The organism is Halobacterium bonnevillei, assembly GCF_009831555.1.
GTDB lineage: Archaea > Halobacteriota > Halobacteria > Halobacteriales > Halobacteriaceae > Halobacterium > Halobacterium bonnevillei.
Genome location: NZ_WUUU01000074.1, coordinates 1 through 14,062, shown reverse-complemented (window position 1 = coordinate 14,062; position 14,062 = coordinate 1). Strand labels below are relative to the sequence as shown.

Genomic DNA, 14,062 nt, shown 5'->3' with positions numbered 1-14,062 from the left:
GCCTCCAGTTGGAGGACGGCGCCGGCGACGAGGACCAGCCAGCGCCGGAGGCCGTCGTCGACCTCTTGCAGGCGCCGCCGGTGGTGACGCGCGTGAACGCGGCGCGCCGCGATTCGAAGTGCAACGACGACGCCGCGTGGCGCGTCGTCTCCGAACTCGCGACCGATCCCGGTGCCACCGCACACGACCTGTCCGACGCCGCGGACGTCGACATCGAGCCGGTTCACACGCTACTCCGCGAACTCCGGAGCCGCGAGCTCGTGGTCCGAGAGGACCGCGCGTACGCGTTCAACCAACAGCAGATGCGGACGCTCGTGGAGCGCGACGACCCCTCGAAGCCCCGGACGGAGCTCCGCGACCAGTGGAAACCGTAGGGTCCGCTGCACGAACACCTACGGGGCTGGCCGCCCGCGTTCCCGTATGGCAGCTCACAACGACAGCGACACGTTCGACGTCGGCGGCGAACTGACGGTCCGCCGGCTCGGGTTCGGCGCGATGCGAATCACTGGCGAGGACATCGTCGGGCCGCCCGATGACGAAGCGAACGCGCGAGACGTCCTCCAGCGCGCGGTCGACCTCGGCGTCGACTTCATCGACACCGCCGACTCCTACGGCCCCGGCGTCAGCGAACGCCTCATCCGGGAGGCGCTCGACCCAGCGGACGCCGTCGTCGCGACGAAGGCCGGCTTGCTGCGGAACCGTTCCGGCGACTGGCTCCGGCACGGCGATCCGGACTACATCCGCAATCAGGCGCTCGTCTCCCGGGACCGCCTCGGCGTCGACTCCATCGACCTCTACCAGTTCCACGGCGTCGACCCCGACACGCCGTTCGAGGACTCCGTCCACGCGTTCGCCGAACTGCAAGCGGACGGCCTCGTCGACCACGTCGGCCTCAGCAACGTCACGGTCGACCAGCTGGAGACCGCCCGCGACGTCGTGGACGTCGCAACCGTCCAGAACTCGTACAACGTCGCGGACCGCGAACACGAGGACGTCCTCGAAGTCTGCGAGGACTACGGCATCGGTTTCGTTCCGTACTTCCCGATGGGTGGCGGCGACCTCGACGGGAAGCGCGACGCCCTGGCGGCCGTCGCCGACGACCACGACGCCACTGTCCGCCAGGTCGCGCTCGCGTGGCTGCTCGATTACTCGCCCGTGACGCTCCCGATTCCCGGCACGTCCAGCGTCGACCACCTGGAGTCGAACGTCGCCGCCAGCCACCTCGACCTCACGGACGAGGACCGCGCACGGCTGGCGTAACTCAGTCCGCCTCGCGTCGGCTGCGCACAGCGGTCGCTGATGAACAGTGAATATCTGAAAACTATACGCCCGAGCCAGCGTCAGAGACGCCGGCCTATCACCGAATTACAGCCGAGTGAGGTTCGTCGCGCGGGGGCCTTTGTCGGCCTCCTCGATGTCGAACTCGACTTCCTGACCTTCCTCCAGGTCCGGGCCGCCGATGTCTTCCATGTGGAAGAACACGTCCTCGTCCGCGTCCTCAGTTTCGATGAATCCGTAGCCGCCAGTGTCGTTGAAGAAGTCAACGGTGCCTGTCGCCATTGCTTTTGGACACACTCGCCTCCCACTGATAACCTTTGTGGGACTACGCTATCGGCGAATCCCGGCGCTCAGGGCGTCGCTGCGGGGCTCGCTGGCGACTCTGGCGCCACTGGCGCGGCCGCTGTCGCTCTCGGCAGGCTGTTCGTCGCACACTCGTGTCGCGTCGCTCCCGGGCCGCCAGTCCCGTCCGCGCGTCGGTTTACGCTTCGACGATGTCGTGGAGGTCGTCCAGTCCCTCGATCTCCCAGGTGGGCCAGACGTTCAACTCCCAGTCGCGGCGGTGCGGCCGGCGGATGAACGCGGAGTCGATGCCGGCGTTCTCCGCGGCGCGGACGTCGGACTCGTTGTCCCCGACGAACAGCGCGGAGTCGGCGTCGAGGTCCGCGAGCGCGCGGTCGATGTAGTGGGAGTTCGGTTTCCGGTGCTCGAGGCTCTTCACCGTCGGCTCGCGGCCGTACGCGGCGCCGAACAGGTCGTCGACCTCGAAGTGGTCGAGCACGAAGTCGACGGTGGCCTGCTGGTTTGAGCTCACGATGCCCATCGAGACGTCCAGGTCGTGGAGTGTGTCGAGGTCGTCGTAGAGCGTCTTGCGGCCCTCCCGGACTTCCTGGTACTGGGCTTCCGCGACGGTCTGGTCGCGGGTCGGCCAGAACTCGTGGGGGCTCAGTCCGTACCTGCTACAGACGTCGCCGACGGTCTTGGGCGTCGCACCGATCGTCATCTCCTCGATGTCGTCGGGGTCGGGGTCGGTGACGTCGAATTTCGCAAACGAGTCCTCGGTCGCCGCCTCCAGCACGTCGTACCGCGTGCGGCCAACGAGGACGCCGTCGTTGTCGAACACGACGGTGTCGTAGGTCATACGCTAGAATGGAGGGTCACACTGATAAGCGTTTCATTGCCCACCCCCGCGAGTCCGAGAACCACCGACGCTCGCGGCTTACGCCGCCGAAACTCTGCCTGGGCGCGACGGCCGATGACCGTCAAATCGCGCGAGTGCGACCACTTACTTTTATGAGGTGTTATTTGCGATACCCGTCCGTGAGTTCGTATCCCGGTGGCTACGCTGGCCTGGTCGCCGTCGCGCTGGCCACGCACGCCATCGTCGGCTACACGCTCGGAGCGCTGCTGTTGGACCGTCCGCTCGTCGGCGTCGTCGGCGCGCTCGCTGCCGACGTCGACCTCCTACTGCCCGACGGACTCGGCTGGCCGCTCGTCCACCGCGGCGTCACGCACACCCTGGTCGCCGGCGGTATCTCGACAGCCGCCGTGCTGTCGCGGGGCGGTCGCGCGGCGAGCGCGTTCGCCGTTGGGTACGCGTCCCAACTCCTCGTGGACACCACGACGCCGAAGGGCGTCCCGTGGCTCTACCCGCTCACCGACACGAACGTCTACGTGGACCTCCCCACGACCGGTCACTCGCCGGCGCCGACGCTCGCGCTCTGGGCGTGCTGCCTCGGCCTCCTGTGGTACTACGGCGAACTGCCGAGGAACCCCGTCGCGTGGCTGGAAGCGTACTCTCGGCGACGCCGAGCCTGACTTCGAACGACGATCCGGCGGGGATTCGCGTAGCTGGGCCCGGGCGACTCGGCGGTCACACCTCGTGGTCGGCCGCACAAACCGGGCACGCCCGCAGTCACCCGCGAAGTCGCGCGATGCGGGCCGCGTAGCTCGGATGGGTCGAGAACACTCGCAACGCCGCCGGAACCGGCGCCTGGCCTCCGCCAGCCGTGTCGTTCAGGTTCGCGAGGAGAGCGGTCACCGCGTCGGTGGAGGTCTGGCGTGCGGCCGCCGCGTCGGCCCGGAACTCCAGCGACCGCATCACGTGGTACCCGACCACTCGTTCGACGACGACCGTGGACACGAGGGCGACGGTAGCGAGCGGGCCCAGAGCGTCGAACAGCGTCGTCGTCACCGCGGCGCCCACGCCGAAGACGATCACGCTCACCGCGCCGCGGACCAGGACGTGGCGCTCCCGGTGGTGGCACGCCTCGTGGGCGAGCAACGCGGCCACCTGTGCGGGCGGCAGGGTGTCGAGCGCGAATTCGCTGACGCCGACGATGTCCCGGAACGGGCCGCCGATGGCGTAGCCGTTCACCGTGCCGTCGCGGGCGTCGGTGACTACGAACACCTCGCAGTCGAGGGCGACCTGCCCGCCGCCCAGCCGCGCTCCCTCCGCTGGCGTCGGCGGGCGGACGTCGTGGTGGAACACTGCGAGGACCGGGGAGAGCGTCACAGTCACCGCGAGCAGTCCGACGACCCCCCACACCCAGACGTCGAACGGGGCGGTGAACACGAGGACCGCCGCGACGGCCAGCGAGGCGGTGGGAATCAGTCCGGCCAGCACGACGCGCACGACGGTTCTCTCGGGTGCGTCCTCACCGCTCGCCGGGAGCCACGAGGCCGCCCCGCGCTCAAACACGGGGGCGTCCAGCAGCCACTGGACGAGGGCCGTGAGGCCCACGACGAACACGACGACGACCGCCAGCGTTCTCACCTCGTTCATGGGACCAGTCCGCTGTCACCGACTCCGGGTCTCGATCGCAACGATTTCACCGGGACGCGCCCGACGAATCGCCGCTCACGACGTGGTAGACGGTCGCGCCGGCGGCGAGTGCGATGACGACGCCCGCGCCCGCGCCGATAGCTGTCGACCGGTCCGGCGGATCACCTGCACTCATGGCCGTCACGAATTCCCGCGACCACCAAGAATCTGCCTAGTTGTCGCTCGACGGACACAACCTCGGAGGTGTCGAACCCTGCTGAGTCGCTCGTATTCCTGGTTTTCTTTTGGCTGTCACTCTCACCGGGGTCCCATCCTCGCTGTGGGTGCCGCCGTCTTGGTCTCAGTGGCCCCGGTCGTGTCCGGGACGGCGCCCAGTCGTCTGTTCGAGGGCGTCGTCGAGCCAATCGTAGATGACGCTGCAGGCCATCGAGAGGTTTCCGGACTGGCAGTGCTCGCCAGCCCCGCTCGCCGTCTCGAAGACCCGCAGGGTGGCCGGTTCGCCGACCTCGTCGGCGAACTCGCGAGCGAGGTCGACGGATACGAAGTGGTCGTCCTCACCCGCCAGTACGAGCGTCGGACAGTCGATGTCGCCCGCCACGCCGGTCAGGGAGTACTCCTGGATGGTGCGCATGTACTCGGCGGCGCTCTCGACGCCGAAGACCCACCGCCCGTTGTCCATCAGCCACCGGGATTCCGCGCTGACACGCTCCCCGAGGGTAGCGACGGCGTTGATTACGGTGTCGGGGACCCGCTGGAAAATCGCTGCCGCCCGCGGACTCTCGCTAGCGGCCGCCCGGTAGAGGTCGTGCATATGATCGAAGGCGACGCAGGCCGCGACGCGGTCGTCGAACGCGGCGGCTCGGGGCGCGTAGTAGCCGCCGAAGGAGAGCCCGATCAGGGCGAATCGGTCGGCGTCGAGTTCGGGGCGCGGTCCGAGGGCGTCGAGGACCGGTCCGACCACGTGCTCCCAGTCAGGGCGCGCTGACAGTCCGTCCTCGCGGAGCGGCGCTCCCTGGCCGGGCCCTTCGAAGCAGACGACCGCGTAGCCGCGCGCGAGCGCTTCTGGCACGCCACACGCGAAGTACAACTCCTCGCAGATCGAGTCGAAGCCGCCGATACAGACCACCGTCGGGAACGGCGGTGCCGCGGTCCCCGTCTCATTCGTTCCGTCCGTTCTCCCCCTCTCATCGTTGGCACCAGCCGCTCTCGTCCCACGGTGGGGCAGGAACAGGTACCCGGGCAGCGAGCCCCCTTCGTAGGGGACGGACAGTCGCTCGGGTGGGCGGGGGAGCTTCCCCGCCCCTGCCCTGAAGGCTTCGACGCTCCGTTCGTAGGTCGACGGTCGCCGTTCGTCGTCCGGGGAGAGGAAGAACTCCGCCGTCCGAAAGTAGTTGTGTGCGCGGAAGTACGCGCCCCTGGCAGTCCGGCGATTACCTGACTCGGCGGCGTCTTCGGCGACCCCGAGGACCCGTTCTGCAGTCCGACTCCATTCGGCGTACCACTCGCCCGGCCTCGTGGTGTCGATCCGCTCGGCGGTGACCAGCACCTCGCCAGGTTCGGCGCCGCCGTAGGTAGCGTAGGCCATCGCCCGGAGGGTCTGGTAGTCGAGGACGTCCGATTCGAAGTGGACGTTCACGGTCGCCCCCGCGACGTGATGACTTCGACGTCGAACATCGACCGCCAGCGGTAGCGACGCCCGCCCCAGACGAACGTTCTGCGTGCGAGCCCGTACGCGATTAGCACCGGCCCGAGGACAGTTGCCGGATACGCAAGCAGGACCGTCCACCGCCGGATTCCAAGTGCCGCGTACATGGCCGCGTAGCCCAGGGTCGTCGCGACGAAGCCGACGAGGGGATTGAGGAGCGCGGCGACGCCGATGAGTGTGCTCACGACGGCGAGCAAGCCCCATGCGGCCCGGCCGTGCCGGAGGGACGCCTGCATGAAGCGGGTATGGCGTTCGAGCGTTTCGCGTATCGTCCCGCCGATCTCGACCGGTCTGGTCCGGCCGGCACCCGTGAAATCCACGTGTTCGCCGAGGGTCCCGTCGTCGTTGACCGTCCGGCGCAGGTCATGGAGCAGAGCGCCCTCGTCCACGTCCGCCCGGTCGAAGACGACCGCTCCGCCCCAGGCCATGTGACCTGCGGCGGCCAGCGCCGTCGACGTCGCGTAGGACGGCTCTAACAGGTACGCGAGTGGGTCCCGGCCGACGAATACGGGGGCTTCCGTCGTGGGGCCCTGGCGTTCGTAGTCTGCCGTCAGTTGCTCCAGCCAGTCCGGCGGATGGTGGAAGTCGTCGTCCGTCCAGACGATTCGATCGTTTGTGGCCGCTTCCATCCCGGTAGCGATGGCGTTACACTTCCCAGAACAGCCCACGGGCTCGCCGGCGACGACGAGTCTGGCGCCGTCGAGGCGCGCAGCGGCACTGTCAGCGACCGGGTCGTCCGGCGAATCGCAGACGATCAGCAACTCGTCCCGCGGACCGAGCTGTTCACAGACCTCCCGACACGCGTCGGTCCACGTCACCGTCGGCAGGAGCACGCTCACCGGCGGTGACTCGGTCGGGACCGACGCCTCCCGGCCGGTCGAGGGGTCCGTCACGGCCGGACTCCGTTCGGTGACTGGCACGAGCCCACCGACTCGGGACGCCCGACGACCGCGTCCGACCTCGTCTCGATTCCGGTCGAGCCAGACGGTCGTCGGGCCGTCTGAGTAGCGAGACCGGCCGCCGAAGTGTCCTGATTCACGTCCGTCCCTCTCCGCGTTCGTTCCGGGCGCTCTCCGCGAGTCCCTCCCTGATTTCAGTTCGCTCCGCGTCGTCGAACCCGCGCACGGTCGAATGTTGGTCGGCTGATTACTTCAGTCGTGTCATTCGGAGTCTCACGCGTCGCTCCGCCGATCTGCTGCGACAAAACCCTGGCCCGCTGTGTCATTCTCTACGTCCCCGCGGTGCGCAAGGGCCGGTCTCGTAACGGGCGCTGTTGAGCCTGGCTACTAGCTCGTCGTCCGTCCCGCCTCCCCGATTTGAACGCCGTGAGACGTGGTCACTACGTTGCGCGCGACTCACGAACTCAACTCGGGTCGGGAGCATTTTCACTGCTCCCTTCGGTCGGAGGAAAATGCCGCCTCCCCGATTTGAACGGGGGACAGCTCGATCTTCAGTCGAGTGCTCTCCCAGTCTGAGCTAAGGCGGCTCGCAGTTGACGAGACGGCAGTAGTAGGAAAAAGGGTTTCGAATCCGGCCCGGGCGGCGGTGTTGTTCCGTCCGCGTTGTGGGCGTCCGTCGGGGACCAGTCTCGCCTCCAGCGACGACCATTTCGGCTGCAGCGGCCGCAGCCGACGGCCGCTACGAGTGGCGGCCGCGGGCGAACTCACTGGACGAGCCTGCGTTGGCTTGTGGGGACTCTCGCTTGGCATCGTTCAGTGCGGGCCTCTGCCGCGCTCCGGCGGGCTGACGTGGGGTCGGTCGTCTCGAGGCGAGCGGATCGGCGCCGAGATAACAATCCTTAACATTTGACTCGGGCTAGGTTGTTACATGAGCGTCGTCAGCGTCTCGATGCCCGAGGAGCTACTCGAACGAATCGACCAGTTCGCGGACGACCACGGCTACACCGGCCGCAGCGAGGTCATCCGGGAGGCGAGCCGCGACCTCCTCGGTGAGTTCGAGGACCAGAAACTCGAGGGTCGCGATCTCATGGGCGTCGTCACTGTCGTCTTCGACTACGAGACGACCAGCGTCGAGGAGAAGATGATGCACCTCCGCCACGAACACGAGGACCTCGTCGCGTCGAACTTCCACAGCCACGTCGGCGGTCACCACTGCATGGAACTGTTCGTCCTCGAGGGGTCCCTCGAGGACATCTCGACGTTCGTCGGGAAGATCCGCGCGACGAAAGACACCCTCACCATCGATTACTCCGTGCTGCCCGTCGACGACTTCGGCCCGCTCGCGGACATGGATTGACCACGCCCGCGGTCGGAGGGCGTGTGCGGCCGGAACTCGGCGAACGCCGTCACAGAGACGCGTGCTCGCTGGTACTGACGGACCCTCGGGTCGCTCGAGCCAGGCGACCCGTGAATCGCGCTGGACAGCAACGTCCGTCGGCGACTGCTGGTGGGTGAACGGCGCCGTTGCCCCCACGAAGGATTATTTGTCTCTCACGAGTCGATCGAGGTATGAATCCGGCACTCCGTTCCCTGCTCGTCGGGACGAAGCATCCCGCGGCCCGGCGCTCCCTCGTGGTGGCCGGCGCTGTCGGCGTCTTTGCGGCAACCCTGGCGGCGTACGCACTGGAGCTGTTCGCCGTCTCCGGTGGCGTCGTATTCATTCCGTCCGACGCCGCGACCGTCGGCGTGATTGCCGGGGTCTGGATTGGGTACGCTCGCCGCGGCCTCCTGGCCGCCTGGCTGGTCGCGTACGCGGCGCTGCTCGGGTATCACGCCGACCACGCGTTCTTCGGGCTGTCGGGCCGCGGCTTCGGCGACCAGTTCGCGTATTTTGTCGAGTTGGAGGGGCTCGTGTTCCTGGCGGTCGAAGCGGTCGTACTGGGGACGCTGGCGTTCATGCTGGGCGGTCTCCTGCGTCTGGGTGTTACCTTGTTCCAGAGTCACGGTGGCTCCGACGCTGGCCGGTGAGGACGGGCGGGACTGTTCCTCTAGGGTTCGAACCGCCCTCACACTTATTTCGCTCCTCGTGTCCGTTCGTCGCAGAAAGCGAGTTGGTTCGGACGGATTCTCACCGGAGGAAGATGGTCGCGCTCACTGCGTTCGCGCGCTGCGTCTTCCAGGGTTCGAATCCGCCCTCACCCCATCACCGTTTCACGCGACTCGCACACGCTACGCGGTGCTCGTCGGCGTGAGTGCAGTAGAGTGGGTTCGGGCGGATTCGAACCACCGACCTCGGCCTTGTAAGGGCCGCGTCATAACCAACTAGACCACGAACCCACGTTCGAACCGAACCGTCGCGCGTCCTAAACCGTTTCCATTCAGCGGAACGTCCAAACCGCGGGACGCCGAACCCGTGTGCATGGTCGAACGCACGTTCGCCGTGGCGGTCCTGGTCGTGGTTGCCGGCTGCACGGGATTCCCGGCGGGGAGCGACCCGGGGACGACGACAGCGACGCCGGAACCGACGACGCCGGAACCGACGACGAACACCGACGGCCAGACCGCCACGCAAACTACGGCACTCGAACGCCCCCGCGTCACCATCGAGGACGAGTCCGGCGAGGAACTCGGTGCGGTGACGGTGGAACTCGCGGAGACGGCCGGGGAACGCTACACGGGCCTCAGCGAGCACGACTCCCTCGGGCCGAACGAGGGGATGTTGTTCGTGTACGGCGACGAGGCGATGCGGACGTTCGTGATGCGGTCGATGTCGTTCCCCATCGACATCGTGTTCGTCGGCGCTGACGGCCGCATCACGCAGATCCATCACGCGCCCGTCGAGGACGACAACGAGGACCTCACCGGGTACGGCGGCGTCGGGCAGTGGGTGCTGGAAGTCCCGTACAACTGGACGACCGAGCACGGCGTCGAGGTCGGGGACCGCATCCACATCGAACGGTAGCCCGGTCCGTCAGTCGCGTCTGGTCGGGTTCGTCAGTCGCGTCTGACGGAGTTCCTTGCGCGCGTCTTGTCCGAATTCGCTCCTCGCGTCTCCCCACCGCGTAGCCGGCAGCCCGCACCCAGGGTGTGTTTCGATTCGTAGGGAAGTCTTTTTAGCGAGCCCTCACTTTCACTCAGAGGAATGAGTACAGCGACGGACGACGACGACCCCTTCGAGGAACAACGGGAGGAGGTCGACAACGCGATGGTGAGCCTGTTCGACGGGTACGGGCGGGCCCACTACTTCGAGGCCGCCGTGGCCATCATCGCCAGCATCTTCGCTCGCGTGCTGGACCTCGCTCCCCCGATCCTCCTGGGGCTCGCAATCGACTCTGTGATCCAGCAGAACAAGCCCTTCCTGCCGTACCTCCCCCGGGAGTGGGTTCCTCCGACGGACGGCGGCCGACTCGTGTTCATGGGCGGGCTCATCGCGGGGAGTTTCCTCCTCGGCGCGGCGTTCCACTGGGTGCGCAACTGGGGGTGGAACTCCTTCAGCCAGCACATCCAGCACGAGATCCGCACCGACACGTACGACAAGATGCAGCGGCTGAACATGGACTTCTTCGCAACCAAGCAGACCGGCGAGATGATGTCCATCCTCTCCAACGACGTCAACCGCCTCGAGCGGTTCCTCAACGACGGCTTGAACTCCGCGTTCCGGCTGTCCGTGATGGTCGTCGCCATCGGCTTCTACCTGTTCTACGTGAACTGGCAGCTCGCCGTCCTCACAATGTTGCCGGTGCCCATCATCGCGCTGTTCACGTACAAGTTCGTGAAAGCGATCCAGCCGAAGTACGCCGACGTCCGGTCGTCGGTCGGCCACTTGAACTCCCGGCTGGAGAACAACCTCGGCGGCATCCAGGTCATCAAGACGTCGAACACCGAGGACTACGAGTCCGAGCGCGTCGACGACGTCTCCCAGGGGTACTTCGACGCCAACTGGGGCGCGATTACGATCCGCATCAAGTTCTTCCCCGCGCTCCGCATCATCTCCGGCGTCGGGTTCGTGTTGACGTTCATCTTCGGCGGCCTCTGGGTCATCGGCGGCCCGCCGCTGTTCTTCTCCGGGTCGCTCGCGGAGGGGGAGTTCGTGACGTTCATCCTCCTCAGCCAGCAGTTCGTCTGGCCGATGGCGCAGTTCGGCCAGATCATCAACATGTACCAGCGGGCGCGCGCGTCCAGCGAACGCATCTTCGGGCTGATGAACGAACCCTCGCGCATCGAGGAGAACCCGGACGCCGACGAACTCCAGGTCGACGACGGCGACGTCGTCTACGAGGACGTCTCCTTCGGGTACGGCGAGGCGGAACGCATCGTCGAGGACATCTCCTTCGAGGTCGAGGGCGGCGAGACGCTCGCGCTCGTCGGGCCGACGGGCGCCGGCAAGTCCACCGTGCTCAAACTCCTGTTGCGGATGTACGACGTCGACGAGGGCGAGATCCGCATCGACGGCCAGGACATCTCCGAGGCGACGCTGCCGAGTCTCCGCCGCCACATCGGCTACGTCAGCCAGGACACGTTCCTGTTCTACGGCACCGTCGAGGAGAACATCAAGTACGGGACCTTCGACGCGGACCGCGAGGACGTCGTCGCGGCCGCGAAGGCCGCGGAAGCCCACGAGTTCATCCAGAACCTCCCAGCGGGCTACGACACCGAGGTCGGGGAGCGCGGCGTGAAACTCTCGGGCGGCCAGCGCCAGCGCATCGACATCGCGCGCGCCATCCTCAAGGACCCCGAGATTCTCGTGCTCGACGAAGCCACAAGCGACGTCGACACGGAGACGGAGATGCTCATCCAGCGCAGCCTCGACCGGCTCACCGCCGACCGCACGACGTTCTCCATCGCGCACCGCCTCTCCACGATCAAGGACGCCGACAAGATCGTCGTCCTCGAGGGCGGCGAGATCGTCGAACGCGGCACCCACGAGGACCTCCTCGCGGAGGACGGCCTCTACGCGAACCTCTGGGGCGTCCAGGCGGGCGAGATCGACGAACTCCCCGACGAGTTCGTCGAGCGCGCCGCCGAACGCACCGCCACCGTCGACGACGACATCGAGGACTGACGGCGGCAGGCGACAAGGCTCTCACGCACTCGTGGTAGCGCCCAGCGACTACCGGGGCGTCGAGAGACGCTCGCGCTGTCGACTGCCGTTGACGCCTAGAAACTCTCGTGCTTTCGGCTGTCCGCGTTGCCGCCTCGGTCGGTGTAGTCGCGCCGACCGACGCCGTCGCCCCCGATGCCGGTGTTGATACTCGCAACGACGGCCGCGTGGTCGGGGAAGTCGTCAGCACCGACGCGGGCGAGCGCGTCCGCGAGGGCTTCCTCGCCGCCCGGGAGGTCGAGGACGACGTCGCCGTACTCGTCGAGGACCGCCTCCCTGGTGAGCGGGTAGTTTTCGGCACTGAGTTCGGCTTCGAGCGCTCGGAGTGTGACGCGCTCCGCCATACGAGGTGGTTCGGCGGCGCCGTTGAAGCAGATTGTGGCCGTCTCGTGACGGAGGGGCAGAGTACAAATCGCGGGCGCGCATTGACGTGTGTATGCGACTCGCGGACGCGACCTGGTCAGACGCGGACGACGCGGACACGGACCTCGCGGTGCTCCCGGTCGGCAGCACCGAACAGCACGGTCCGCACGCACCGCTGGGCACCGACTACCTCGCGGCCGAAACCGTCGCGCAGGCCGCTGCGTCGAGCTACGACCGCGAAGTCGTGGTGGCGCCGCCGCTCACCGTCGGCGTCTCCGAGGAGCACCGCCAGTTCACGGGGACGCTGTGGGTGTCCCCGGACACGTTCCGCGCGAACGTCCGGGAGGTCGTGGCGAGCCTCGCCAGCCACGGCTGGGACCGCGTCGTCGTCGTGAACGGGCACGGCGGCAACGTCCCCGCGCTCGGCGAGGTCTGCGAGCGAATCATTCGCCGCGACGACGCGTACGCCGTGCCGTTCACGTGGTTCGACGCTGTCGGCGCCCACAGCGACGACATGGGACACGCCGGCCCCCTGGAGACGGCGTTCCTCCGGCACAGCCACCCGAAACTCGTCCGCGAGGACCGCGTCAAGGCCGCTCGCGACGGCGCCAGCGACGGCTGGGGGGATTGGCAGTCACACGTCAACCTCGCCGCCGACAGCGCCGAGTTCACCGACAACGGCGTCGTCGGCGACCCGACCGAGGGCGACGCCGACCGCGGGGAGGAACTCCTCTCGCTCGCGCGGAACTCCCTGTGCGACCTCCTCGACGCCGTCGCCGACCGCGACGTCAGCCGGCCGCCACACAAGTAGCCAGCGACGACCACATTGCAGCCCGCCCTCGTCCCGAGTAGCCGGCGGACAGGCAGTATCGACCCGAGAGGGCGCTTACGCTTCGTCCTCGTCGTCGGCGTCGTCGCCCGCAGCGCTGTCGTCGTCGGACGCCGCGTGGGCGTCCTCGAGCGCGCCGCGGAGCTCCGGAATCGTCGCCGCGAGTTCGCCGACCTCCTCGCGCGCCGTCTCGACGTCCCCGAGCACGTTCTCGACGGCCTCGATGTCGGCCTCGAGGCTCTCGGCGTCCTCGAATGCGTCCGCGCGCTCCCCGACGACGAACGCCTTCTTCGCGTCCCGGAGGTGTTCTTCGGCGCCCTCGACGTCGAACGCCGAGCGCAGCGCGTTCAGCACGCCCAGCGTGTTCTCCGAGTCGACGTCCCAGATGCCGTCCGCGGTCGGGAGCTGTTCGCGGGCGGCCGCGAGATGCTCCTCGACGTCCGCGCGCATCTCCTCGGCGGCCTCCCCGAACAGTTCCTCGTCGTCCAGCGATGACTGACTCATGTCCCGTGATTCGCTCGCCGCGGGTTTAAAAGTCCGCCCCAGAGTGGACGTGAACGGCGTTCGTGCGCCGGTCGGCCGTGCGGGTCCGCGGACGCCCGTTATTCGACGCTCGCCAGCTCCATCAGCGGATAGCCGTCCTGCATCGTCATCGCCGCGACGACCTCGCGGTCCTCGTAGTCGACGACCAGTTCGACGTCCATGTACTCGCCCGTGAGCTCGGTGTACCCGTGGTCGGTGTCGAGTCGCTCGGTGTGGATGTCGACGGTAACTGCCTCGCAGAACGGCTGGTTCTCGATGGACTCCTCGATGGCGGTCTCGAGGCTCGGCGCGCTCGCCGGACTCACCGGCGTCCCCGCGAACTGGTGGTAGAGCGCACCGAACTTGATGCCCGCCTCGAAACACGCCTGCTGGGCGTCAGTTGCCATACCGTGGCAACGAACGACGGCCGTTAATCGTTGTCGTTGACCGTGCCCGCGACGACCAGCGCGTACCCGAGGATGCCGGCCGCGACGCTCGCGCCGACGGCGACGTGTACCCACGTCGGGAGGCTGTCACCGGACAGCACGAGCGCGGCGACGGCCAGCGCGCCTGGACCGGC

At 67.6% G+C, this 14,062-nt stretch carries 16 protein-coding genes, 2 tRNA genes and 1 pseudogene; 8 read left to right on the top strand and 11 right to left on the bottom strand.

Features of this window, described 5'->3' with window-relative positions:
• Together GRX66_RS10295 and GRX66_RS10290 are read left to right on the top strand one after the other, a co-directional pair.
• Window positions 1–374, top strand: a pseudogene (locus GRX66_RS10295) (MarR family transcriptional regulator); the annotation flags it as partial.
• Between the two features lie 46 nt (window positions 375–420).
• Window positions 421–1,260, top strand: a complete 840-nt coding sequence (locus GRX66_RS10290) for an aldo/keto reductase (protein WP_159526476.1) — start codon at window positions 421–423, stop codon at window positions 1,258–1,260.
• 105 nt (window positions 1,261–1,365) lie between these two features.
• Here GRX66_RS10290 and GRX66_RS10285 read toward each other — a convergent pair whose 3' ends face one another.
• Together GRX66_RS10285 and GRX66_RS10280 are read right to left on the bottom strand one after the other, a co-directional pair.
• Window positions 1,366–1,560 carry a cold-shock protein gene (locus GRX66_RS10285; RefSeq protein WP_157501931.1) on the bottom strand — a complete coding sequence of 65 codons (195 nt, stop codon included), beginning with the start codon at window positions 1,558–1,560 and terminating at the stop codon, window positions 1,366–1,368.
• Between the two features lie 199 nt (window positions 1,561–1,759).
• Window positions 1,760–2,419 carry an HAD family hydrolase gene (locus tag GRX66_RS10280; protein WP_159526475.1) on the bottom strand — a complete coding sequence of 220 codons (660 nt, stop codon included), beginning with the start codon at window positions 2,417–2,419 and terminating at the stop codon, window positions 1,760–1,762.
• Between the two features lie 179 nt (window positions 2,420–2,598).
• On the opposite strand from GRX66_RS10280, the gene GRX66_RS10275 reads away from it, so the two are divergent.
• Window positions 2,599–3,096, top strand: a complete 498-nt coding sequence (locus GRX66_RS10275; RefSeq protein WP_159526474.1) for a metal-dependent hydrolase — start codon at window positions 2,599–2,601, stop codon at window positions 3,094–3,096.
• 97 nt (window positions 3,097–3,193) lie between these two features.
• On the opposite strand, the gene GRX66_RS10270 is transcribed toward GRX66_RS10275, so the two are convergent.
• From GRX66_RS10270 to GRX66_RS10255, 5 genes are all read right to left on the bottom strand, one after another.
• Window positions 3,194–4,063: a M48 family metallopeptidase gene (locus GRX66_RS10270; protein ID WP_159526473.1), complete on the bottom strand. Its 870-nt coding sequence runs from the start codon at window positions 4,061–4,063 to the stop codon at window positions 3,194–3,196.
• Window positions 4,064–4,109: 46 nt separating this feature from the next.
• Window positions 4,110–4,238, bottom strand: a complete 129-nt coding sequence (locus GRX66_RS20310; RefSeq protein WP_267903078.1) for a hypothetical protein — start codon at window positions 4,236–4,238, stop codon at window positions 4,110–4,112.
• A 165-nt stretch (window positions 4,239–4,403) separates the two neighbouring features.
• Window positions 4,404–5,699 carry an alpha/beta hydrolase family protein gene (locus tag GRX66_RS10265; protein ID WP_325064056.1) on the bottom strand — a complete coding sequence of 432 codons (1,296 nt, stop codon included), beginning with the start codon at window positions 5,697–5,699 and terminating at the stop codon, window positions 4,404–4,406.
• The gene (locus tag GRX66_RS10260) at window positions 5,696–6,688 is read right to left on the bottom strand and encodes a glycosyltransferase (RefSeq protein WP_325064055.1); all 993 of its coding nucleotides are present in this window, start codon (window positions 6,686–6,688) and stop codon (window positions 5,696–5,698) included. The genes GRX66_RS10265 and GRX66_RS10260 overlap by 4 nt, the downstream gene beginning before the upstream one ends.
• A gap of 492 nt (window positions 6,689–7,180) precedes the next feature.
• A tRNA-Phe gene (locus tag GRX66_RS10255) sits at window positions 7,181–7,254 on the bottom strand.
• 341 nt (window positions 7,255–7,595) lie between these two features.
• Between GRX66_RS10255 and nikR the strand changes: the two genes are divergently transcribed.
• Entirely contained in the window at window positions 7,596–8,024 is a 429-nt protein-coding gene (gene nikR, locus GRX66_RS10250; RefSeq protein ID WP_159526472.1) for a nickel-responsive transcriptional regulator NikR, read from the top strand.
• Between the two features lie 212 nt (window positions 8,025–8,236).
• Window positions 8,237–8,695, top strand: coding sequence for a hypothetical protein (locus GRX66_RS10245; RefSeq protein ID WP_159526471.1), 459 nt, complete (start codon window positions 8,237–8,239; stop codon window positions 8,693–8,695).
• A 235-nt stretch (window positions 8,696–8,930) separates the two neighbouring features.
• Here the strand turns inward: GRX66_RS10245 and GRX66_RS10240 are convergent.
• Window positions 8,931–9,004: transfer RNA gene (locus GRX66_RS10240), tRNA-Val, on the bottom strand.
• 82 nt (window positions 9,005–9,086) lie between these two features.
• On the opposite strand from GRX66_RS10240, the gene GRX66_RS10235 reads away from it, so the two are divergent.
• Both GRX66_RS10235 and GRX66_RS10230 read left to right on the top strand, forming a co-directional pair.
• Window positions 9,087–9,629: a DUF192 domain-containing protein gene (locus GRX66_RS10235; protein WP_159526470.1), complete on the top strand. Its 543-nt coding sequence runs from the start codon at window positions 9,087–9,089 to the stop codon at window positions 9,627–9,629.
• A gap of 180 nt (window positions 9,630–9,809) precedes the next feature.
• On the top strand, window positions 9,810–11,729 hold the full coding sequence (locus tag GRX66_RS10230) for an ABC transporter ATP-binding protein (RefSeq protein WP_159526469.1): 1,920 nt from the start codon (window positions 9,810–9,812) through the stop codon (window positions 11,727–11,729).
• A gap of 95 nt (window positions 11,730–11,824) precedes the next feature.
• Here GRX66_RS10230 and GRX66_RS10225 read toward each other — a convergent pair whose 3' ends face one another.
• Window positions 11,825–12,112, bottom strand: coding sequence for a DUF5789 family protein (locus GRX66_RS10225; RefSeq protein WP_159526468.1), 288 nt, complete (start codon window positions 12,110–12,112; stop codon window positions 11,825–11,827).
• Between the two features lie 92 nt (window positions 12,113–12,204).
• Here GRX66_RS10225 and GRX66_RS10220 point away from each other — a divergent pair, with 92 nt between their 5' ends.
• A complete protein-coding gene (locus GRX66_RS10220; protein ID WP_159526467.1) occupies window positions 12,205–12,942 on the top strand; it encodes a creatininase family protein in 738 nt (245 codons plus the stop codon).
• Between the two features lie 75 nt (window positions 12,943–13,017).
• Here the strand turns inward: GRX66_RS10220 and GRX66_RS10215 are convergent, their stop codons facing one another.
• Together GRX66_RS10215 and GRX66_RS10210 are read right to left on the bottom strand one after the other, a co-directional pair.
• On the bottom strand, window positions 13,018–13,464 hold the full coding sequence (locus GRX66_RS10215) for a DUF5790 family protein (RefSeq protein WP_159526466.1): 447 nt from the start codon (window positions 13,462–13,464) through the stop codon (window positions 13,018–13,020).
• A gap of 98 nt (window positions 13,465–13,562) precedes the next feature.
• On the bottom strand, window positions 13,563–13,889 hold the full coding sequence (locus tag GRX66_RS10210; RefSeq protein ID WP_159526465.1) for a dihydroneopterin aldolase family protein: 327 nt from the start codon (window positions 13,887–13,889) through the stop codon (window positions 13,563–13,565).
• Window positions 13,890–14,062: the final 173 nt, after the last annotated feature.

Coding starts and splice junctions, on each gene's coding strand:
- GRX66_RS10290 (WP_159526476.1), top strand. CDS start 421: ATGGCAGCTCACAACGACAGCGACACGTTCGACGTCGGCGGCGAACTG.
- GRX66_RS10285 (WP_157501931.1), bottom strand. CDS start 1,560: ATGGCGACAGGCACCGTTGACTTCTTCAACGACACTGGCGGCTACGGA.
- GRX66_RS10280 (WP_159526475.1), bottom strand. CDS start 2,419: ATGACCTACGACACCGTCGTGTTCGACAACGACGGCGTCCTCGTTGGC.
- GRX66_RS10270 (WP_159526473.1), bottom strand. CDS start 4,063: ATGAACGAGGTGAGAACGCTGGCGGTCGTCGTCGTGTTCGTCGTGGGC.
- GRX66_RS20310 (WP_267903078.1), bottom strand. CDS start 4,238: ATGAGTGCAGGTGATCCGCCGGACCGGTCGACAGCTATCGGCGCGGGC.
- nikR (WP_159526472.1), top strand. CDS start 7,596: ATGAGCGTCGTCAGCGTCTCGATGCCCGAGGAGCTACTCGAACGAATC.
- GRX66_RS10245 (WP_159526471.1), top strand. CDS start 8,237: ATGAATCCGGCACTCCGTTCCCTGCTCGTCGGGACGAAGCATCCCGCG.
- GRX66_RS10235 (WP_159526470.1), top strand. CDS start 9,087: ATGGTCGAACGCACGTTCGCCGTGGCGGTCCTGGTCGTGGTTGCCGGC.
- GRX66_RS10230 (WP_159526469.1), top strand. CDS start 9,810: ATGAGTACAGCGACGGACGACGACGACCCCTTCGAGGAACAACGGGAG.
- GRX66_RS10225 (WP_159526468.1), bottom strand. CDS start 12,112: ATGGCGGAGCGCGTCACACTCCGAGCGCTCGAAGCCGAACTCAGTGCC.
- GRX66_RS10220 (WP_159526467.1), top strand. CDS start 12,205: ATGCGACTCGCGGACGCGACCTGGTCAGACGCGGACGACGCGGACACG.
- GRX66_RS10215 (WP_159526466.1), bottom strand. CDS start 13,464: ATGAGTCAGTCATCGCTGGACGACGAGGAACTGTTCGGGGAGGCCGCC.
- GRX66_RS10210 (WP_159526465.1), bottom strand. CDS start 13,889: ATGGCAACTGACGCCCAGCAGGCGTGTTTCGAGGCGGGCATCAAGTTC.